This is a genomic window from Caldimonas sp. KR1-144 (assembly GCF_049446155.1).
Classification (GTDB): domain Bacteria; phylum Pseudomonadota; class Gammaproteobacteria; order Burkholderiales; family Burkholderiaceae_C; genus Rivibacter.
Genome location: NZ_JBMSEE010000002.1, coordinates 578,339 through 598,004 on the forward strand (window position 1 = coordinate 578,339; position 19,666 = coordinate 598,004).

At 68.2% G+C, this 19,666-nt stretch carries 16 protein-coding genes; 12 read left to right on the top strand and 4 right to left on the bottom strand.

Annotated elements, in window-relative coordinates; all coding sequences use genetic code 11:
- Positions 1–2: 2 nt before the first annotated feature.
- Complete coding sequence (locus ACO2TI_RS06795) at positions 3–125, bottom strand: hypothetical protein (protein WP_423282965.1); 123 nt, start codon at positions 123–125, stop codon at positions 3–5.
- Between ACO2TI_RS06795 and ACO2TI_RS06800 the strand changes: the two genes are divergently transcribed.
- From ACO2TI_RS06800 to ACO2TI_RS06850, 11 genes are all read left to right on the top strand, one after another.
- Entirely contained in the window at positions 124–4,863 is a 4,740-nt protein-coding gene (locus tag ACO2TI_RS06800; RefSeq protein WP_423282966.1) for a glutamate synthase-related protein, read from the top strand. The genes ACO2TI_RS06795 and ACO2TI_RS06800 overlap by 2 nt on opposite strands.
- A 35-nt stretch (positions 4,864–4,898) precedes the next feature.
- Positions 4,899–6,365: a glutamate synthase subunit beta gene (locus ACO2TI_RS06805; protein ID WP_423282968.1), complete on the top strand. Its 1,467-nt coding sequence runs from the start codon at positions 4,899–4,901 to the stop codon at positions 6,363–6,365.
- Between the two features lie 118 nt (positions 6,366–6,483).
- A complete protein-coding gene (locus tag ACO2TI_RS06810; RefSeq protein WP_423282969.1) occupies positions 6,484–7,347 on the top strand; it encodes an ABC transporter ATP-binding protein in 864 nt (287 codons plus the stop codon).
- On the top strand, positions 7,347–8,138 hold the full coding sequence (gene mlaE / locus ACO2TI_RS06815) for a lipid asymmetry maintenance ABC transporter permease subunit MlaE (protein ID WP_423282970.1): 792 nt from the start codon (positions 7,347–7,349) through the stop codon (positions 8,136–8,138). Before ACO2TI_RS06810 ends, mlaE begins: the two co-directional genes overlap by 1 nt.
- 35 nt (positions 8,139–8,173) lie before the next feature.
- Positions 8,174–8,653 carry an outer membrane lipid asymmetry maintenance protein MlaD gene (gene mlaD / locus ACO2TI_RS06820; RefSeq protein ID WP_423282972.1) on the top strand — a complete coding sequence of 160 codons (480 nt, stop codon included), beginning with the start codon at positions 8,174–8,176 and terminating at the stop codon, positions 8,651–8,653.
- Complete coding sequence (locus ACO2TI_RS06825; RefSeq protein ID WP_423282974.1) at positions 8,653–9,468, top strand: MlaA family lipoprotein; 816 nt, start codon at positions 8,653–8,655, stop codon at positions 9,466–9,468. Before mlaD ends, ACO2TI_RS06825 begins: the two co-directional genes overlap by 1 nt.
- A 108-nt stretch (positions 9,469–9,576) precedes the next feature.
- Entirely contained in the window at positions 9,577–10,218 is a 642-nt protein-coding gene (locus ACO2TI_RS06830; RefSeq protein ID WP_423282976.1) for an MlaC/ttg2D family ABC transporter substrate-binding protein, read from the top strand.
- 16 nt (positions 10,219–10,234) lie between these two features.
- Entirely contained in the window at positions 10,235–10,519 is a 285-nt protein-coding gene (locus ACO2TI_RS06835) for an STAS domain-containing protein (RefSeq protein ID WP_423282977.1), read from the top strand.
- Between the two features lie 106 nt (positions 10,520–10,625).
- The gene (gene tal, locus ACO2TI_RS06840) at positions 10,626–11,576 is read left to right on the top strand and encodes a transaldolase (RefSeq protein WP_423282978.1); all 951 of its coding nucleotides are present in this window, start codon (positions 10,626–10,628) and stop codon (positions 11,574–11,576) included.
- Positions 11,576–13,186 carry a glucose-6-phosphate isomerase gene (gene pgi / locus ACO2TI_RS06845; RefSeq protein WP_423282979.1) on the top strand — a complete coding sequence of 537 codons (1,611 nt, stop codon included), beginning with the start codon at positions 11,576–11,578 and terminating at the stop codon, positions 13,184–13,186. The genes tal and pgi overlap by 1 nt, the downstream gene beginning before the upstream one ends.
- A complete protein-coding gene (locus ACO2TI_RS06850) occupies positions 13,183–13,827 on the top strand; it encodes an HAD family hydrolase (protein ID WP_423282981.1) in 645 nt (214 codons plus the stop codon). Before pgi ends, ACO2TI_RS06850 begins: the two co-directional genes overlap by 4 nt.
- A 7-nt stretch (positions 13,828–13,834) precedes the next feature.
- On the opposite strand, the gene ACO2TI_RS06855 is transcribed toward ACO2TI_RS06850, so the two are convergent.
- The 3 genes from ACO2TI_RS06855 to ACO2TI_RS06865 all read right to left on the bottom strand — a co-directional run bounded on the left by ACO2TI_RS06855 (position 13,835) and on the right by ACO2TI_RS06865 (position 17,385).
- Entirely contained in the window at positions 13,835–15,025 is a 1,191-nt protein-coding gene (locus tag ACO2TI_RS06855) for a M20 aminoacylase family protein (RefSeq protein WP_423282982.1), read from the bottom strand.
- A gap of 85 nt (positions 15,026–15,110) precedes the next feature.
- A complete protein-coding gene (locus ACO2TI_RS06860; protein WP_423282984.1) occupies positions 15,111–16,241 on the bottom strand; it encodes an ABC transporter substrate-binding protein in 1,131 nt (376 codons plus the stop codon).
- A 13-nt stretch (positions 16,242–16,254) separates the two neighbouring features.
- Positions 16,255–17,385, bottom strand: coding sequence for an ABC transporter substrate-binding protein (locus ACO2TI_RS06865; protein ID WP_423282986.1), 1,131 nt, complete (start codon positions 17,383–17,385; stop codon positions 16,255–16,257).
- 201 nt (positions 17,386–17,586) lie between these two features.
- Here ACO2TI_RS06865 and ACO2TI_RS06870 point away from each other — a divergent pair, with 201 nt between their 5' ends.
- On the top strand, positions 17,587–19,647 hold the full coding sequence (locus tag ACO2TI_RS06870; RefSeq protein ID WP_423282987.1) for a molybdopterin-containing oxidoreductase family protein: 2,061 nt from the start codon (positions 17,587–17,589) through the stop codon (positions 19,645–19,647).
- Positions 19,648–19,666: the final 19 nt, after the last annotated feature.

Sequence of the window (19,666 nt, forward strand, 5' to 3'; positions counted from 1 at the left end):
CCCTATTTAAACATCAGCGCGCCGCCCGCTTCGCATAAATAGATACCGTCCCCAATTAAATTGATTGCTTCCGATGTTGCGCCGCAGTAATCTCCGGCTCCCGATTCAATGCCGGAGAGCGCCATGGCCCATCGTCCTGTCACCGCCGAAGAGATCTCGGCCCTGGCTCGCAGCGGCCTGTACGACCCGGCCCATGAGCACGATGCCTGCGGTGTCGGCTTCGTGGCCCACATCAAGGGCCTGAAGGCGCATCACATCGTCGAACAAGGTCTCAAGATTCTCGAGAACTTGGACCATCGCGGCGCAGTGGGCGCTGACAAGCTGATGGGGGATGGCGCCGGCATCCTGATCCAGATTCCGGACGACTATTTCCGCGCCGAGATGGCCGCGCAGGGCGTGGAACTGCCGCCGCCGGGGGAATACGGCGTCGGCATGATCTTCCTGCCCAAGGAGCATGCGTCGCGGCTGGCCTGCGAACAGGAACTCGAGCGGGCTGTCCGGGCCGAGGGCCAGGTCCTGCTGGGTTGGCGCGACGTGCCGGTCGACCGCGAGATGCCGATGTCGCCGACGGTGCGCGCCAAGGAGCCGGTGATCCGCCAGATCTTCATCGGCCGCGGCACCGACGTCATCGTGCCTGACGCGCTCGAGCGCAAGCTCTACGTGATCCGCAAGACGGCCTCGGCGGCGATCCAGCGCCTGAAGCTCACGCACAGCCGCGAGTACTACGTGCCCAGCATGAGCTGCCGCACGATCATCTATAAGGGCCTGCTGCTGGCCGACCAGGTCGGCAAGTACTACAAAGACCTGGCCGATCCGCGCGTGACTTCCGCACTGGCGCTGGTCCACCAGCGCTTCTCGACCAACACCTTCCCGGAGTGGCCGCTCGCCCACCCGTATCGCATGGTCGCGCACAACGGCGAAATCAACACGGTCAAGGGCAACTTCAACTGGATGCGCGCGCGCGAAGGCGTGATGAAGTCGCCAGTGCTCGGCGACGACCTGCAAAAGCTCTACCCGATCACCTTCGAGGGCCAGAGCGACACCGCCACTTTCGACAACGCGCTCGAGCTGCTGACGATGAGCGGCTACCCGCTCGCCCACGCCGCGATGATGATGATCCCCGAGGCCTGGGAACAGCACGCGACGATGGACGAGCGCCGCCGCGCGTTCTACGAATACCACGCCGCGATGCTCGAGCCCTGGGACGGCCCGGCCGCGATGGTCTTCACCGACGGCAAGCAGATCGGTGCCACGCTCGACCGCAACGGCCTGCGTCCGGCGCGCTACATCGTCACCGACGACGACCTCGTGGTCATGGCGTCGGAGTCCGGCGTGCTGCCAATCCCCGAGAACAAGATCGTCAAGAAGTGGCGTCTGCAGCCCGGCAAGATGTTCCTGATCGACATCGAGCAGGGCCGCATCGTCGACGACGAGGAGCTCAAGAACCAGTACGCCTCGGCCAAGCCTTACCGGCAGTGGATCGAGAACGTGCGCATCAAGCTCGACGCCGTCGAGGCCGCCGCCCAGCCCAACGCGTTCAGCGAATCCCTGCTCGACCGTCAGCAGGCCTTCGGCTACACGCAGGAAGATCTGAAGTTCCTGTTGAGCCCGATGGCCCAGGCTGGCGAAGAGGGCGTGGGATCGATGGGCAACGACTCGCCGTTGGCGGTGCTGTCGGACAAGAACAAGCCGCTGCCCAACTATTTCAAGCAGCTGTTCGCGCAAGTCACCAACCCGCCGATCGACCCGATCCGCGAGGCCATCGTGATGTCGCTCAACAGCTTCATCGGCCCCAAGCCCAACCTGCTGGACATCAACGCGGTGAACCCGCCGATGCGGCTGGAGGTCACGCAGCCCATCCTCGACTTCGACGACATGGCGCGCCTGCGCGCGATCGAGAAGCACACGGGCGGCAAGTTCAAGACCTACGAGCTCGACATCGTCTACCCGCTCGGCTGGGGCCGCGAGGGGGTCGAGGCCAAGCTCGCCTCGCTGTGCGCCGAAGCGGTGGACGCGATCGCCAGCGGCCACAACATCCTGATCATCACCGACCGCCGCATGGATCGCGAGCACGTCGCGATCCCGGCGCTGCTGGCGCTGTCGGCGATCCACCAGCACCTGGTCCGAGAGGGCCTGCGCACGACGGCAGGCCTGGTGGTCGAAACGGGTTCCGCGCGCGAAGTGCATCACTTCGGCGTGCTGGCCGGCTACGGCGCGGAAGCCATCCACCCGTACCTGGCGATGGAGACCTTGGTCTCGCTGCACCAGGAGCTGCCGGGCGACCTGTCGGCCGACAAGGCGGTCTACAACTACGTCAAGGCGATCGGCAAGGGCTTGTCGAAGATCATGTCCAAGATGGGCGTGTCGACCTACATGTCCTATTGCGGCGCGCAGCTGTTCGAGGCCATCGGCCTCGAGAAGGGGCTGGTCGACAAGTACTTCCGCGGCACGGCCTCGCAGGTCGGCGGCATCGGCATCTTCGAGGTGGCCGAAGAGGCCATCCGCATGCACAAGGCGGCCTTCGGCGACGACCCGGTGCTCGAGAACATGCTCGACGCCGGCGGCGAGTACGCCTGGCGCGTGCGCGGCGAGGAGCACATGTGGACGCCCGACGCGATCGCCAAGCTGCAGCACAGCGCGCGCGCGAACAAGTTCGAGACCTACAAGGAATACGCGCAGATCATCAACGACCAGTCGCGTCGCCACATGACGCTGCGCGGCCTGTTCGAGTTCAAGTTCGATCCGGCCAAGGCGGTGCCGCTCGACGAGGTCGAGCCCGCCAGCGAGATCGTCAGGCGCTTCGCGACCGGCGCGATGTCGCTCGGCTCGATTTCCACCGAAGCGCATTCGACGCTCGCCATCGCGATGAACCGCATCGGCGGCAAGAGCAACACCGGCGAGGGCGGAGAAGATCCGGCGCGCTACCGCAACGAGCTCAAGGGCATCAAGATCACCGCGGGGACCAAGGTCTCCGACGTCGTCGGCCCCAAGGTCATCGAGGCCGACTACGAGCTGCGCGAAGGCGACTCCTTGCGCTCGAAGATCAAGCAGGTCGCGTCGGGCCGTTTCGGCGTCACGACCGAGTACCTGGTCTCGGCCGACCAGATCCAGATCAAGATGGCGCAAGGCGCCAAGCCGGGCGAGGGCGGCCAGCTGCCGGGCGGGAAGGTCAGCGAGTACATCGGCTTCCTGCGCTACTCGGTGCCGGGCGTCGGCCTGATCTCGCCGCCGCCGCACCACGACATCTATTCGATCGAGGATCTCGCGCAGCTGATCCACGACCTGAAGAACGTGAACCCGCGCGCGAGCATCAGCGTCAAGCTGGTCAGCGAAGTCGGCGTGGGCACCATCGCGGCCGGCGTGGCCAAGGCCAAGTCGGACCATGTGGTGATCGCCGGCCACGACGGCGGCACCGGGGCCTCGCCGTGGTCGAGCATCAAGCACGCCGGCACGCCATGGGAACTGGGGCTCGCAGAGACGCAGCAGACCCTGGTGCTCAACCGCCTGCGCGGGCGCATCCGCGTGCAGGCCGACGGCCAGATGAAGACCGGCCGCGACGTCGTGATCGGCGCACTGCTCGGCGCCGATGAATTCGGCTTCGCGACCGCGCCGCTGGTCGTCGAGGGCTGCATCATGATGCGCAAGTGCCACCTCAACACCTGCCCGGTCGGCGTGGCCACGCAAGACCCGGTGCTGCGCAAGAAGTTCCAGGGCAAGCCCGAACACGTCGTCAACTACTTCTTCTTCGTCGCCGAGGAAGTGCGCCAGATCATGGCGCAGCTGGGCATCCGCAAGTTCGACGATCTGATCGGCCGCGCCGACCTGCTTGACACCAAGAAGGGCATCGCGCACTGGAAGGCCAAGGGCCTGGACTTCAGCCGCATCTTCCACCTGCCCGAAGCGCCGGCCGATGTGCCGCGCCGCCAGGTCGAGGAGCAGGACCATGGCCTCGCGAAGGCGCTCGACGTGCGCCTGATCGAGAAGTGCAAGCCGGCGATCGAGCGCGGCGAGAAGGTCCAGCTGCTGGAAGAGGCGCGCAACGTCAACCGCACGGTCGGCGCGATGCTCTCCGGCGAGCTGATCCGCCACCAGCCCGACGGCCTGCCCGACCACACGGTGTTCATCCAGATGGAGGGCAACGGCGGCCAGAGCTTCGGCGCCTTCCTCGCCAAGGGCATCACGCTGTACATGATCGGCGACGCGAACGACTACACCGGCAAGGGCCTCTCGGGCGGCCGCGTGGTGGTGCGCCCGAGCATCGACTTCCGCGGTGACGCGACGCAGAACATCATCGTCGGCAACACCGTGCTCTACGGCGCCACCAGTGGCGAAGCCTTCTTCCGCGGCGTTGCGGGCGAGCGCTTCGCGGTGCGCCTGTCGGGTGCGACCGCGGTGGTCGAAGGCACCGGTGACCATGGCTGCGAATACATGACCGGCGGCACGGTCGTCGTGCTGGGCCGCACCGGCCGCAATTTCGCGGCCGGCATGTCGGGCGGCATCGCCTATGTCTACGACGAGGACGGCCAGTTCGCCAAGCGCTGCAACACCTCGATGGTCGCGCTCGACAAGGTGCAGGCCGCCGACGACCAGCGCGCCTCGCAGGACCCGGCCACCTTCCACAAGGGCGTGGCCGACGAACTGCTGCTGCGCAAGCTGATCGAGGACCACCACCGCTGGACCGGCTCGCTGCGCGCGCGCGAGATCCTCGATCACTGGGCGCAGTCGCGCGAGAAGTTCGTCAAGGTCTTCCCGCACGAGTACAAGCGCGCGCTCGGCGAGATCAACGCGCAGAAGGAAGCTGACGCGACGATCGCCAAGGCCAAGTCGCCCGCCAAGGGCAGCAAGACTGTCTCGGCGAAGTGACGCCGTCGACCCCGCAGAACAAGGACTGACACACCATGGGCAAGGTCACCGGCTTCCTCGAATACGAGCGTCTCGAAGAGGGCTACGCGCCCGTCGCGGAGCGCGTCAAGCACTACAAGGAGTTCGTCATCGGCCTTGCGGCCGAAGACGCCAAGGTGCAGGGCGCGCGCTGCATGGACTGCGGCATCCCGTTCTGCAACAACGGCTGCCCGGTCAACAACATCATCCCGGACTTCAACGACCTCGTGTACCGCGGCGACTGGAAGAACGCGATCGCGGTGCTCCACTCGACCAACAACTTCCCCGAGTTCACCGGGCGCATCTGCCCGGCGCCCTGCGAGGCGGCGTGCACGCTGAACATCAACAGTGACGCGGTAGGCATCAAGTCGATCGAGCACGCGATCATCGACCGCGCCTGGGCCGAGGGCTGGGTCAAGCCGCAAGTGCCGAGCCGCAAGACCGGCAAGAAGGTCGCGGTGGTCGGCTCCGGCCCGGCCGGCCTGGCGGCCGCGCAGCAGCTGGCGCGCGCCGGACACGATGTCACGGTGTTCGAGAAGAACGACCGCATCGGCGGCCTGCTGCGCTACGGCATCCCCGACTTCAAGATGGAGAAGTCGCACATCGATCGGCGCGTCGAACAGATGCAGGCCGAAGGCGTCACGTTCCGCACCGGCGTGCTGGTCGGCCACCTGCCGGAGGGCTCCAAGGTCACCAATTGGGCCAAGGAGATCGTCAGCGCCGAGCAGCTCAAGAGCGAGTTCGACGCCGTGCTGCTGACCGGCGGCGCCGAGCAAAGCCGCGACCTGCCGGTGCCCGGCCGCGATCTCGACGGCGTGCATTTCGCGATGGAGTTCCTGCCGCAGCAGAACAAGGTCAACGCCGGCGACAAGGTCAAGGGCCAGCTCTCCGCCGCCGGCAAGCACGTCATCGTCATCGGCGGTGGTGACACCGGCAGCGACTGCGTGGGCACCAGCAACCGCCACGGCGCCAAGAGCGTTGTGCAGTTCGAGCTGATGCCCGAGCCGCCCGAGTCCGAGAACAAGCCGCTGACCTGGCCGTACTGGCCGATCAAGCTGCGCACCAGCTCCAGCCACGAAGAAGGCTGCGAGCGCGAGTTCGCGATCTCGACCAAGGAGCTGATCGGCGAAAAGGGCAAGGTCAAGGCGCTCAAGACCGTGCGCATCGAGTGGCAGAACGGCAAGCCGGTCGAGGTGGCCGGTTCCGAGCAGACCTGGCCAGCCGACCTGGTGCTGCTGGCGATGGGCTTCGTCAGCCCGGTGAGCTCGATCCTCGAGGCCTTCGGCATCGAGAAGGATGCGCGCGGCAACGCCAAGGCCGCCACCGAGGGCGCGGCGAGCTACAAGACCAGCGTCGACAAGGTCTTCGCGGCCGGCGACATGCGTCGCGGCCAGTCGCTGGTGGTGTGGGCGATCCGCGAAGGCCGCCAGGCCGCTCGCGCGGTCGACGCCTTCCTGATGGGCGCCAGCGAGCTGCCGCGCTGAGCCCGGCTTCCCGGGCAAAGAACTGTTGCGCGGCGCGGGCCGCCGGCAGCGGTCGGTGTTATCCCCTATCATCCGGGCGCCGGTGTCTTCGGACACCGGCTTTCGTTTGCGAAAGCCCATGACCGATCCGTCCGCGCCGGCGCCTTCGGCCGAGCCTGCCGCCACTGCTTCCAAGCCCTTCGTCGAACTGCGCCGCGTCACCTGCGGCTACGGCGAACGCGTGATCCTGCGCGACATCGACATCGCGGTGCCCCGCGGCGCGGTGGTCGCGCTGATGGGCACTTCCGGCGGCGGCAAGACCACCGTGCTGCGCCTGATCGGCCGCCAGCTCGACCCGATGTCGGGCCAAGTGCTTCTCGACGGCACCGATCTCGCCACGCTCGACCGCGAACGCCTGTACGCCGCGCGTCGCCGCATGGGCATGCTGTTCCAGCACGGCGCGCTGTTCACCGACCTCAGCGTGTTCGACAACGTGGCCTTCCCGCTGCGCGAGCACACCGACCTCGGCGAGGCCATGATCCGCGACCTCGTGCTGATGAAGCTCAATGCGGTCGGCCTGCGCGGCGCGCGCGACCTGATGCCCAGCCAGATCTCGGGCGGCATGAGCCGGCGCGTCGCGCTGGCGCGCGCGATCGCGCTCGACCCGGAGCTGATGCTCTACGACGAACCCTTCGCCGGCCTCGACCCGATCTCGATGGGTGTCGCCGCACGGCTGATCCGCGAGCTCAACGACGCGCTCGGCCTCACCAGCCTCGTCGTCTCGCACGACGTCGAGGAGACCTTCCTGATCGCCGACCACGTGGTCTTCCTTGCCAACGGCGGCGTCGTCGCCCAGGGCACGCCGGCCGAGATGCGCGCGACCGATGACCCGCTGGTGCGCCAGTTCGTCGACGCGCAGCCCGATGGCCCGGTGCGCTTCCAGCATCCGGCCGCGGCGGTGGCGGACGATTTCCGCATCGACCAGCGCAGCGCAGCCGCCTGATGAGCAATCCCTACGGCTTCGGACCCAGCGCGCTCGGCTACGCGGTGCGCGCCAAGCTCGCCGACTACGGCGTGTCCGCGCGCCTGCTCGGCCGCCTCGTGCTGCTGGGCGGCACGGCGCTGCGGCGCGCGCGCCTGGTGGTCGACCAGGTGCATTTCCTCGGCAACCACTCGCTGGCGATCATCACGGTATCAGGCCTGTTCGTCGGCTTCGTGCTCGGCCTGCAGGGCTACTACACGCTGCAGCGCTACGGCTCGGCCGAGGCGCTGGGTCTGCTGGTCGCGCTGTCGCTGGTGCGCGAGCTGGGGCCGGTGGTCACCGCCTTGCTGTTCGCCGGGCGTGCCGGTACCTCGCTGACCGCCGAGATCGGCCTGATGAAGGCCGGCGAGCAGCTCGCGGCGATGGAGATGATGGCGGTCGATCCGGTCGCGCGCGTGCTGGCGCCGCGCTTCTGGGGTGGCGTGATTGCGATGCCCCTGCTGGCGGCGGTGTTCTCGGCGGTGGGCATCCTCGGCGGCTGGCTGGTCGGCGTGGTGCTGATCGGCGTGGACGCCGGCGCGTTCTGGTCGCAGATGCAAGCCGGCGTCGACGTGTTCAAGGACGTCGGCAACGGCATTGTCAAGAGCATCGTGTTCGGCTTCACCGTGAGCTTCGTCGCGCTGCTGCAAGGCTATGCCTGCCAGCCCACGCCCGAAGGCGTGTCTCGTGCGACCACGCGCACCGTCGTGATGGCGTCGCTGGCGGTGCTGGGTCTCGACTTCATCCTCACCGCGATGATGTTCTCCATCTGAAGCTCAGGCGCGGCGTAGCGGAGGAAAACCAAACCATGCAGAAATCAAAGCACGATCTCTGGGTCGGCCTGTTCGTCGTCATCGGCGGCCTCGCCATCCTCTTCCTCGCGCTCAAGGCAGGCAACCTGCTGTCGCTGAGCTTTGCCGAGACGTACAACGTCAGCGCACGCTTCGACAACATCGGCGGCCTCAAGGTGCGCGCGCCCGTCAAGAGCGCCGGCGTCGTGGTCGGCCGCGTGGCAGCCATCTCGTTCGACGACAAGACCTACCAGGCACGCGTCGACCTGCAACTGGAAAAGCGCTTCACCTTCCCGAAGGACAGCTCGGCCAAGATCCTCACGGCCGGCCTGCTCGGCGAGCAGTACATCGGCATCGAGCCCGGCGCCGAGGAAAAGCTGCTGGCGTCGGGCGACACGGTGCGCATGACGCAGTCGGCCGTGGTGCTCGAGAACCTGATCAGCCAGTTCCTCTACAACAAGGCCGCCGACGCCGGCAGCGAAGGCGCCAAGAAGTGATGAAGGCCCTCATGTGCGCGGCCGCGCTCGGCGCGGCGACGTTGGCCCTGAGCGGTTGCGCGGCTGTGACGCCGCGCTTGTCGGGCGATCCGCTCGAGCCGGTGAACCGCGCGGTCTTCAAGTTCAACGAGTCCGTCGACCAGCACGTGCTGGTGCCGGTCGCAACGGCCTACCGCGACATCACGCCCAGCCCGGTGCGCACCGGCATTGACAACTTCTTCCACAATTTCAAGGATGCCTGGTCGGCCGTCAACCTGCTGCTGCAGGGCCGCCCGGCCGACGCCGGCAGCGACCTGATGCGCTTCGGCATCAACACCGTGTTCGGCTTGGCCGGCTTCATCGATTGGGCCGAGCCGCTGGGCCTCGAGCGCCACGACGAGGACCTGGGCCAGACACTGGGCAAGTGGGGCGTCGGCGCAGGGCCTTATCTCGTGCTGCCCTTGCTGGGGCCGTCGACCTTCCGCGATGTGACCGACGTCCCGTTCGCGATTCAGCTTTCGCCCGACCAGTACTCGAGCGATGGCATCACGATCGGCACGCTGTCCGTCGTGCGCGTCGTCAATGCGCGCGCCAATCTGCTCGGGGCCACGCAGGTGATCGACGAGATCGCGCTCGACAAGTACCAGTTCATCCGCGACGCTTACCTGCAGCGCCGTCGCAGCCTGATCTACGACGGCAACCCGCCCGACGAAGAAGACCCCTACGAGCCGCCACCGTCGCTGCGCTCGCACGAGCGCGCCGCCGAGGAAGCGGCCGCGGCGGCGGGCGCCGCGGCCAGTGCGCCTGGTGCACCAGCCTCGGGCCCGGCGCGTTGAGGCAAGGCGATACGTAACGCCCGGCAACCAGGGCGAAACCCCGGGTCCGCACCCGGCTCGAAACGATGGGGCGCTCACACCCCATCGCTGGAACGAAAGGAAACACTCATGCTGCAAACGACCCGACGCCTGATGCTGCGCCTGAGCTTCGGCGCCTGCGCCGTGCTGGCCGTGCCGCTGGCCGCGCATGCCCAGGCCCAGGCAAACGGACCGGATGCACTGGTCCTGCGCGTCTCCACTGAGGTGATCGACACGATCAAGGCGGATCCGTCCATCCAGGGCGGCGACGTCAAGAAGATCATGGCGCTCGTCGACGCGAAGATCCTGCCGCACGTGAACTTCGGTCGCATGACCGCGTCGGCGGTCGGCCGCTACTGGCGCCAGGCCACGCCCGAGCAGCAGAAGCGCCTGCAAGAAGAGTTCAAGACCCTGCTGGTGCGCACCTACTCCGGCGCGCTCGCCCAGGTGCGCGACCAGAGCGTCCAGCTCAAGCCCATGCGCGGCAAGGCCGACGACAGCGAGGTCGTCGTGCGCACCGAGGTGCGCGGCAGGGGCGACCCGATCCAGCTCGACTACCGTCTGGAAAAGACGCCCGACAGCTGGAAGATCTATGACGTCAACGTGCTCGGGGTGTGGCTGGTCGAGAACTACCGCAACAGCTTCGCGCAGGAGATCAGTGCCGGCGGCATCGACGGCCTGATCGCCAAGCTGGCCGAGCGCAACAAGTCGGCCGGCGCCGCCAAGAGCTGACACGACGAGGCGCGCGATGCTCCTGTTGCCCGAGACGCTCACGCTGCGCGAGGCGCGCGACACGCTGCGCTTGCTCAAGGTTGCCCTCGAGCAGGAAGGTGACACGGACGTGATCGTCGACGCCAGTGCGCTCGAGCGCTTCGACTCCAGCGCGCTTGCGGTACTGCTCGAATGCCGCCGCCTGGCGCAGGCCTGGGGCAAGCGCTTCGCGATGCGCTCGCTGCCGCACCAGCTCGCCGAGCTGGCGCGGGTCTACGGCATCACCGAGCTGCTGCCCGCGGCCGAAACGCCGGCCGCGTGAACGCTGTCTCTCGCGGGCGGGCCGCGGCGGCCCTCGCGCGGGAGCGTTTGTCACCGAGAGGGGGGTACCATTCGGGCGACGTTCCGTCACGGCACGGTCGCACCCGATGAGCAACCAACTCGAGCAACTCAAGCGCTTCACCGTCGTCGTCGCCGACACCGGTGACTTTCAGCAGCTGGGCGCGTTCGCCCCACGCGACGCGACGACCAACCCCACGCTGATCCTCAAGGCCGCGCGGCAGGACGCCTACGCGCCGCTGGTCGCGCAGACCGTGGCTGCGCACCGCGGCCAGCCGGTCGATTCGCTCGTCGACCGCGTGCTGGTGCGCTTCGGCTGCGAGATCCTGAATCTGATCCCCGGGCGCGTCTCGACCGAGGTCGATGCGCGCCTGAGTTTCGATGCCGCGGCGACCATCGCGCGCGCCCAGCGCCTGGTGGCGCTCTACGAGGCCGAGGGCATCGCGCGCGAGCGCGTGCTGATCAAGGTCGCCGCGACCTGGGAGGGTATCCAGGCCGCGCGCTCGCTCGAGCACCAGGGCATCCACTGCAACCTGACGCTGCTGTTCGCGTTCTGCCAGGCGGTGGCCTGCGGCGACGCCGGCGTCACGCTGATCTCGCCTTTCGTCGGTCGCATCTACGACTGGCACAAGAAGCAGGCCGGCGCGGCCTGGGACGAGGCCGCGAACGCTGGCGAGAACGATCCGGGCGTGAAGTCGGTCACCAGCATCTGGCGCTATTTCCGCAAGTTCGGCATCGATACCGAGGTCATGGGCGCGAGCTTTCGCAACACGGGCCAGATCCTCGCGTTGGCGGGCTGCGACCTGCTGACCATCAGTCCCGAGTTGCTTGGACAACTGCAGCAGTCCGACGCGCCGGTGCCGCGCCGACTCGACCCCACCCAAGCCAGCGCCTGCGATGCGCGCGCGCTCAGCTTCAACGAAGCGAGCTTCCGCTACGCCCTGAATGACGACCCCATGGCCACCGAGAAGCTGGCCGAGGGCATTCGCGCCTTCGCTGCCGATGCCCGTTCGCTCGACGACCTGATCCGCGCGCTGTGATGTCCGAGTTCATTCGTTGCGACCGCACGGTCGCGTGGTCGGCGCTGGCGGGCCACTTCGAGGCCCATGGCCGCGATCTCGACCTGCGCGAGGCATTTGGGCGCGATCCCGGCCGCTTCGCGAGCTTCGCGGTCGAGGCGCCCGAGGTCTTCGCGGACCTGTCCAAGAACCGCTGGGATCTCGCGACGCGCAAGCTCCTGGTCGAACTCGCGCGCGAGTGCCGCCTGGAGATGCGGCGCGACGCACTGCTCGCGGGCGAGCCGATCAACGTGACCGAAGGCCGCGCCGTGCTGCACACCGCGCTGCGCGCGCCGCGTGGCCAAGGACCCTTCTCGGACGAAGTGCACGCCGTGCTCGACGCGATGCTGGCCTATGCCGAACGCGTGCGCGACGTCGCTCGAAGCGGCATCCGCGACATCGTCAACATCGGCATCGGCGGCTCGGACCTCGGGCCGCAGATGGCGGTCGCGGCGCTCGAGTCGCACGTGCATCCGCAGTTGCGTTTCCACTTCGTCTCCAACGTCGACGGCCACGACCTCGCGCCGGTGCTCGCGCGCGTGGAGCCGCGCTCGACGCTGTTCATCATCGCGTCCAAGACCTTCACGACGCAGGAGACCATGGCCAACGCGCAGGTCGCTCGCGCGTGGTTCCTGCAGGGCTGGGGCGCCGGCGGCGAGGCGGCGATCGCCAGGCACTTTGCGGGCACGACGACCAACGTCGATGCCGCGGCCGCGTTCGGCATCGACACCACCTTCGGCTTCTGGGACTGGGTGGGCGGGCGCTATTCGCTGTGGAGCGCGATCGGCCTGCCGATCGCAATCGCGATCGGCGCCCAGGCCTTTCGCGAGCTGCTGGCCGGCGCGCACGCAATGGACCGCCATTTCGCGCAGGCGCCGCTGGAGCGCAACCTGCCGGCGCTGCTCGGCCTGCTCGACGTCTGGTACCGCAACTTCCACGGCTTCACGAGCCGCAGCGTCGCGCCCTACCACCAGGGCCTGCGCCGGCTGCCGGCCTACTTGCAGCAGCTCGAGATGGAAAGCAACGGCAAGCGCGTCGACCTCGAAGGTGCCGTGCTGCCGTACGCGACGAGCCCGGTCGTCTGGGGCGAGCCGGGCACCAACGGCCAGCATGCCTATTTCCAGATGCTGCACCAGGGCACGGACGTGATCCCGGTCGAGTTCATCGCGGTCAAGCGACCCTCGCACCATCACGCCGACCTGCACGCCAAGCTGCTGGCCAACTGCCTCGCGCAAGGCCAGGCGCTGATGCAGGGCAAGACCGAGGCGCAGGCGCTCGGCGAGTCGGCGCCCACCGCGTCGAAGTCGCTCGACAAGAGCGTGATCGCCAAACACCGCACGTTCCCGGGAAACCGTCCGAGCACGACCTTCGTGCTCGACCAGCTCACGCCGCGCTCGCTCGGCGCATTGATCGCGCTCTACGAGCACCGCGTGTTTACCAGCGGCGCGCTGTGGGGCATCAACAGCTTCGACCAATGGGGCGTCGAGCTGGGCAAGGCCTTGTGCAACGACCTGCTGCCGCGGCTGGCCAGCGGCGATGCGCAGGGCCTCGACGGCTCGACGGCGGGCTTGCTGGCGCGCCTGCGCGCATGAACGCTGCCGCGCCCGCGCCGCGGGCGGTGGTCTTCGATCTCGGTGGCGTCCTTCTGCACTGGCAGCCGCGCGCGTTGCTGGCCGAACTGATGCCGTCGCTGGCAGGCGATGCCGCCGCCATCGAGGCGCTGTTCGAGTCGGTTTTCCAGGGTTTTCGCCCCGGCGGTGACTGGGCCGAGTTCGATCGAGGCACGGTCGAGCCGTCGGCCCTGGTGGCGCGCATCGCGGCGCGCAGCGGCCTCGACGCGCGATGGCTCCAGCGCCTGGTCGACGCGGTGCCCCACCACCTGGTCGCGCAGCAGGCCACGGTGGCACTGATCGAGCGCCTGCACGCGCGAGACGTGCCGCTGTACTACCTCTCGAACATGCCGGCGCCCTATGCCGACGACATCGAACGTCGCCAGCCTTTCTTTCGGTGCTTCCGCGGCGGCGTCTTCTCGTCGCGCTTGCGCGCCATCAAACCTGAGCCGCAGATCTTTCGCCATGCCGAGTCGATATTCGGCCACGCACCGAACGACCTGCTGTTCATCGACGATCACGCAGGCAACGTCGATATGGCGCGCACGCTGGGCTGGCAGGCGCTGCACTTTCGCGGCGCGGCCCAGTGCGAGGCCGAGCTGCGCGCGCTCGGCTTGATCTAACGCCGACTCAGCGCGGCGAAAGCCACGCCTCGGCCAGCCGCACCCAGAACGTCGCGCCGAGCGGGATCAGGTCGTCGTTGAAGTCGTAGCTGGGGTTGTGCAGCATGCAGGGCCCCAGGCCGTGGCCGCCTTCGCGGTGGCTGCCGTCGCCGTTGCCGATCACGAAGTAGGCGCCCGCCTTGGCCTGCAGGAAGTAGCTGAAGTCCTCGGCGCCCATGGTGGGCTCCATCTCGAACACGTTGTCGGCGCCGACCAGCCCTTCCATCACGCGGCGCGCGAACGCGGCCTCCTCGGGATGGTTGATGGTCGGCGGATAGTTGCGCTCGAACTCGAACTCGCAGCTCGCCTCGAAGGCCGCGCAGGTGGCTTCGGCCACGGTCTTCATGCGCCGTTCGATGAGATCGAGCACCTCGGTCGTGAAGGTGCGCACCGTGCCCTCGATCACGCAGCTCTCGGGCACGACGTTGGTGGCCTCGCCGGTGTGGATCATCGTCACCGAGATCACGCCGGTGTCGATCGGGCGCTTGTTGCGCGTGATGATGGTCTGGAAGGCCTGCACCATCTGGCAGGCCACCGGCACCGGGTCGATGCCCAGGTGCGGCATCGCGCCGTGCGCGCCCTTGCCTTTGATCGTGATCTTGAACTCGTTGCTCGAAGCGAAGCAGGGGCCGGGCTTGATCGCGAACTGGCCGAGCGCGAGGCCGGGCCAGTTGTGCATGCCGAAGATCGCTTCCATCGGAAAGCGCTCGAACAGGCCGTCATTGATCATTTCGCGCGCGCCGCCGCCGCCTTCCTCGGCCGGCTGGAACACCAGGTAGACGGTGCCGTCGAAGTCGCGCTGCCGCGCGAAGTGCTTGGCCGCGGCCAGCAGCATCGCGGTATGGCCGTCGTGCCCGCAGGCGTGCATCTTGCCGGCGTGGCGGCTTGCATGCTCGAAGCGGTTGTGCTCGGTCATCGGCAGCGCGTCGATGTCGGCGCGCAGGCCGACCGCTCGAGTCGAGCTGCCGTTCTTGACGATGCCCACGACGCCGGTCTTGCCGAGCCCGCGCACGACCGGGATGCCCCAGCCCTCGAGCGTCTTGGCGATCAGATCCGAGGTGCGGTGCTCCTCGAAGCACAGCTCGGGGTGGGCGTGCAGGTCGCGACGGATCGCACGCACCGAAGCCGCGTCGGCAAGAATGGATTCGATCAGTTGCATCGCGCTCTCCGACAGAGGCGCCGATGGTACTGCCGGGGCTGCGACCGTCGTCGCGCGAGGGCCATGGCCGGCCCCGATTGCGTCGTCAGCGTCGGACCTTGCCGTCTTGCGTCAGCACCGTGAGCTCGACGAAGCTCGAGCCGGCGTGCTTCTTCGGCGAGAAGTCGATGAAGAAACCGCCGAGGTCGACGTCGCGCATCGCCTCGAGGCCGGCGACGAGACCCTCGCGGCTGCCGTCGCGGCCGGCGCGCTTGAGTCCCTCTGCAAACACCTTGGCGGCGATGTAGCCCTCGATGCTGCTGTAGTTGGCCTCGATGTCGAACTGCGAGGCGCTGATCGCAGAAAGGAACTCGGTGGCCAGCGCCGACACCGGCGCGAACGGATAGGGCATCACCTGGCTCACGACCACGCCGCGCGCGTCGTTGCCCAACTCGCCGGCCAGCGCTTGCGTGCCGACGAAGCTCACGTTGTAGAACTGGCCCACGTAGCCGGCCTTGCGCGCGGCGCGGATGCACGCTGCGCAACTCGTGTAGGCGCTGATCTGCACGATCGCCTCGGGCGCCGCCGCGATCAGCTTGCCCACGGCCGCCTGCACGTCGACTGAGTTGCGCTCCACCGTCCCGATCGCGACCGGCTCCAGGTTGTGTGCCTTGAGCGCGCGCGTCACGCCCTCGAGGCCCGCCTGGCCGTAGCTGTCGTTCTGGTGGAACACGCCGATCTTGCGCACGCCGGTGGCGACCAGCTGGTTGACGATGCGCGTGGTCTCGTCGAAGTACGAGGCGCGCACATGGAACACCAGCCGGTTGAACGGCTCTCGCAGTGCCTGGGCACCGGAGAAGGGCGCGATGAAGGGCAGCTTGGCGGCGGTCGCCAGCGGCAGCGCCGCGAGGCTGGTGGGCGTGCCGATGTAGCCGAACAGCGCGAACGCGCCGTCCTTGATGAGCTGCTCGGTGTTGGCCTTGCAGCGCTCGGGCTCGTAGCCGTCGTCGAGCGTCTTGAGCTCGATCGCCGTGCCGTTCACGCCGCCCTTGGCGTTGAGGCGGTCGAAGGCGAGCTTGGCGCCGCGCTGGAACTGAAGGCCCAGCTGCGCGGCCGGGCCGGTCAGCGGCGCAGACTGGCCGAGAACGATCTTGCGATCGCTCTGGGCGAGCGCAGGCAGGCCGAGGGTCGCGACGGTCGCGGCGGCGCCGCGGCGCAGGAACTGGCGTCGTTGCATGGCGAAGGTCCTTTCAGTGCGAGACCTTGCCGTCGCCCGTGAGCATCGACAGATCGACGAAGCGCGAGGCGACGTGATCGCGCGCGCTGAAGTTGACGTTGAAGCCGCCCAGGTTGAAGTTGGCGATCGATTCCAGGCCCGAGACCAGCGCGTCGCGCGACGGGTTGCGCCCGGCACGGCGCAGGCCTTCGGTGAACACGCGCGCGGCCAGGTAGCCCTCCATGCTGGAGTAGTTGGGTGTCGCATCGCCGCCGGCCTTGCGCACGGCTTCGAGGTACTCGCGCGAGATCGGGATCGCTGGCGTGTAGGGATAGGGCACGACCTGGCTGATCATGATGCCGCGGCCATCGCCCTTGAGCTCGTCGGCCAGGGCTTGCGTGCCGACGAAGCTCACGTTGTAGATCTGGCCGCCGTAGCCGGCCTTGCGCGCCTCGCGGATGAACGCAGCGCAGCTCTTGTAGGCGCTGATCTGCACGATCGCCTGCGGCTGCTTGGACACGATGTCCTTGACCGCCTGCGCGACGTTGACCGTGTTGCGCTCCACCGTGCCCAGCGCCACCGGCTCGAGGTTCAGCGTCTTGAGCGCGCGCTGCACCCCGGTGAGGCCGGCCATGCCGTAGGAGTCGTTCTGGTAGAAGACCGCGATCTTGTCGAGCCCCAGCGAGGTGAGGTTCTTCACGATCAGCGCGGTCTCGTCGAAGTAGGACGCGCGCAGGTGGAACACCACCTTGCTGAACGGATCGCGCAGCACCTCGGCGCCCGTGAAAGGCCCGAAGAACGGGATCTTGGCCTCGTTGACCAGGGGCAGCGCCGCGACGCAGGTTGGCGTGCCGACATAGCCGAACAGCGCGAACACCTCGTCCTTGATCAGCTGGGCGGTGTTGGCCTTGCAGCGGTCGGGCTCGTAGCCGTCGTCGAGCGTGCGCAGCTCGATCTGCATGCCGTTGAGGCCGCCGGACGCGTTGACCTGGTCGAACCAGATCTTCGCGCCCTTGTTCATCTGGATGCCCAGCTGCGCGGCGGGCCCGCTGAAGGCGGCCGACTGGCCGAGGACCAGTTTGGTTTCGGCGGCGCGCAGGGCCGGAAGGGCGACCGAGGCCGCAGCAGCGGCGGCACCCTGGATCAGGGCGCGGCGTTGGATCATGGCGAGGTCCTCAACGACGTATGCAGCTTGGCGCGACACGCTCGCTCGCGCCACCGGCGATGGCCGGGGAATTATGCAAACCCGTGCAGGATAGCGGCGTTGCGCCGGCGCAGCATGCGCGCTCGAGCCACCGATCGGCGCTGCGGCGGGGCTTGCGAGGAGCCTGTCACGCCCCCGTGGTCCGTGTGGCACCATCTTTCAATGGACGTCTCGGTCAGCGACAACTCGATACACACGGTGCGCGGCGCCTGCCCGCACGATTGCCCCGACACCTGCGCCCTGCGCGTGAGCGTGCAAGACGGACGCGTCGTCAAGGTCCAGGGTGCGCCGGACCACGTCACGACGCATGGCGCGCTGTGCACCAAGGTCTCGCGCTATCCCGAGCGAACCTACCACCCCGAGCGCGTGCTGACGCCGCTTCGGCGCGTCGGCCGCAAGGGCGAAGGCCGCTTCGAGCCCGTGAGCTGGGATGCCGCGCTCGACGAGATCGCCCGACGCCTGGGCGCGATCGCCGCGCGCGACCCGCAGGCCATCGTGCCCTACAGCTACGCCGGCACGATGGGCCTGCTGCAAGGCGAGAGCATGGACCGGCGCTTCTTCCATCGGCTCGGCGCCTCGCTGCTCGACCGCACCATCTGCGCCAGCGCCGGCGGGGCCGGCATGACCGCCTCGCTGGGCGGCAAGGTCGGCATGCACACGCGCTTCTTCGCGGAGTCGAAGCTGATCCTGATCTGGGGCAGCAACTCGATCGCCTCGAACCTGCACTTCTGGACCTTCGCGCAGCAGGCCAAGCGGGCCGGCGCGAAGCTGGTGTGCATCGATCCGCGCCGCACCGAGACGGCCGAGAAGTGCCATGAACACCTGGCGCTGCTGCCTGGAAGCGACGCTGCGCTGGCGCTGGCGTTGATGCACGAGCTGATCGTCAACGACTGGCTCGACCACGACTACATCGCGCGCCACGTGCAGCAAGGCGAGCGCGGCTGGGACGCGCTGCGTGACCAGGCGCTGCAGTGGTCCCCCGAGCGCGCGGCCGCGGCCACCGGCCTGAGCGTCGAGCAGATCAAGGGCCTGGCGCGCGACTACGGCACGGCGCAGCCGGCCGCGATCCGCCTCAACTACGGCATGCAGCGCGTGGCCGGCGGCGGCAACGCGGTGCGCCTGATCGCGACGCTGCCGGCGCTCGTCGGCGCGTGGCGCCATCGCGGCGGCGGCATGCTGCTGTCGAGCTCCGGCTGGTTCCATCCCGACCGCGCCGCGCTGCAGCGGCCCGACCTGCTCGGCACGCGCCGCCCGCGCACGATCAACATGAGCACGATCGGCGACGACCTGCTGCGCGAGGCATCCCCTGCGTTCGGGCCGCGCATCGATGCGCTGGTGGTCTACAACAGCAATCCGGTCGCGGTGGCGCCCGAGTCGCCCAAGGTCGTGCAAGGCTTCGCGCGCGAGGACTTGTTCACCGTCGTGCTGGAACACTTCATGACCGACACGGCCGACTTCGCAGACATCGTGCTGCCGGCAACCACACAGCTCGAGCACCTGGACATCCACACCAGCTACGGGCACACCGATGTGCTGATCAACGAGCCGGCGGTCGCGCCGCTCGGCCAGGCGCTGTCCAACACCGAGATCTTTCGCCGCCTCGCGGCACGCATGGGCTTCGACGAGCCCTGCTTCGCCGACGATGACGAGGCGCTCGCGCGCCAGGCCTTCGGCGATCGCATCGACTACGCACGGCTGCGCGAGGTCGGCTGGGTGTCGCTGTCGATCGCCGACGCACCGTTCGCCGACGGCGGCTTCCCCACGCCCGATGGCCGCGTGCGCATCGACGCGCCCGAGGCCGGCCTGCCGCAGGTGGTGCCCAACCACGAGTCGCCGTCCAGTACACCCGAACTCGCGCGCCGCTATCCGCTGGCGATGATCTCGCCGCCGGCGCGCAACTTCCTCAACAGCAGCTTCGTCAACGTGAAGAGCCTGCGTGACATCGAGGGCGAGCCGTTGCTGGAGATCCATCCGAGCGACGCCGCCGCGCGCAGCATCCAAAGCGGTGCACGCGTGCGCGTCTTCAACGCGCGCGGCAGCTACCTGTGCACCGCCGAGGTGAGCGAGCGTGCGCGCCCCGGCGTGGTCAACGGCCTGGGCATCTGGTGGCGCAAGCTTGGGCTCGAAGGCACCAACGTGAACGAGCTCACGCACCAGCGGCTCACGGACCTGGGCCGCGCGCCGTGCTTCTACGACGTGCTGGTGGAAGTCGCGCCCGCGTGATGTGACGCGACGCGTGGCG

Coding starts and splice junctions, on each gene's coding strand:
- ACO2TI_RS06800 (WP_423282966.1), top strand. CDS start 124: ATGGCCCATCGTCCTGTCACCGCCGAAGAGATCTCGGCCCTGGCTCGC.
- ACO2TI_RS06795 (WP_423282965.1), bottom strand. CDS start 125: ATGGCGCTCTCCGGCATTGAATCGGGAGCCGGAGATTACTGCGGCGCA.
- ACO2TI_RS06805 (WP_423282968.1), top strand. CDS start 4,899: ATGGGCAAGGTCACCGGCTTCCTCGAATACGAGCGTCTCGAAGAGGGC.
- ACO2TI_RS06810 (WP_423282969.1), top strand. CDS start 6,484: ATGACCGATCCGTCCGCGCCGGCGCCTTCGGCCGAGCCTGCCGCCACT.
- mlaE (WP_423282970.1), top strand. CDS start 7,347: ATGAGCAATCCCTACGGCTTCGGACCCAGCGCGCTCGGCTACGCGGTG.
- mlaD (WP_423282972.1), top strand. CDS start 8,174: ATGCAGAAATCAAAGCACGATCTCTGGGTCGGCCTGTTCGTCGTCATC.
- ACO2TI_RS06825 (WP_423282974.1), top strand. CDS start 8,653: ATGAAGGCCCTCATGTGCGCGGCCGCGCTCGGCGCGGCGACGTTGGCC.
- ACO2TI_RS06830 (WP_423282976.1), top strand. CDS start 9,577: ATGCTGCAAACGACCCGACGCCTGATGCTGCGCCTGAGCTTCGGCGCC.
- ACO2TI_RS06835 (WP_423282977.1), top strand. CDS start 10,235: ATGCTCCTGTTGCCCGAGACGCTCACGCTGCGCGAGGCGCGCGACACG.
- tal (WP_423282978.1), top strand. CDS start 10,626: ATGAGCAACCAACTCGAGCAACTCAAGCGCTTCACCGTCGTCGTCGCC.
- pgi (WP_423282979.1), top strand. CDS start 11,576: ATGTCCGAGTTCATTCGTTGCGACCGCACGGTCGCGTGGTCGGCGCTG.
- ACO2TI_RS06850 (WP_423282981.1), top strand. CDS start 13,183: ATGAACGCTGCCGCGCCCGCGCCGCGGGCGGTGGTCTTCGATCTCGGT.
- ACO2TI_RS06855 (WP_423282982.1), bottom strand. CDS start 15,025: ATGCAACTGATCGAATCCATTCTTGCCGACGCGGCTTCGGTGCGTGCG.
- ACO2TI_RS06860 (WP_423282984.1), bottom strand. CDS start 16,241: ATGCAACGACGCCAGTTCCTGCGCCGCGGCGCCGCCGCGACCGTCGCG.
- ACO2TI_RS06865 (WP_423282986.1), bottom strand. CDS start 17,385: ATGATCCAACGCCGCGCCCTGATCCAGGGTGCCGCCGCTGCTGCGGCC.
- ACO2TI_RS06870 (WP_423282987.1), top strand. CDS start 17,587: ATGGACGTCTCGGTCAGCGACAACTCGATACACACGGTGCGCGGCGCC.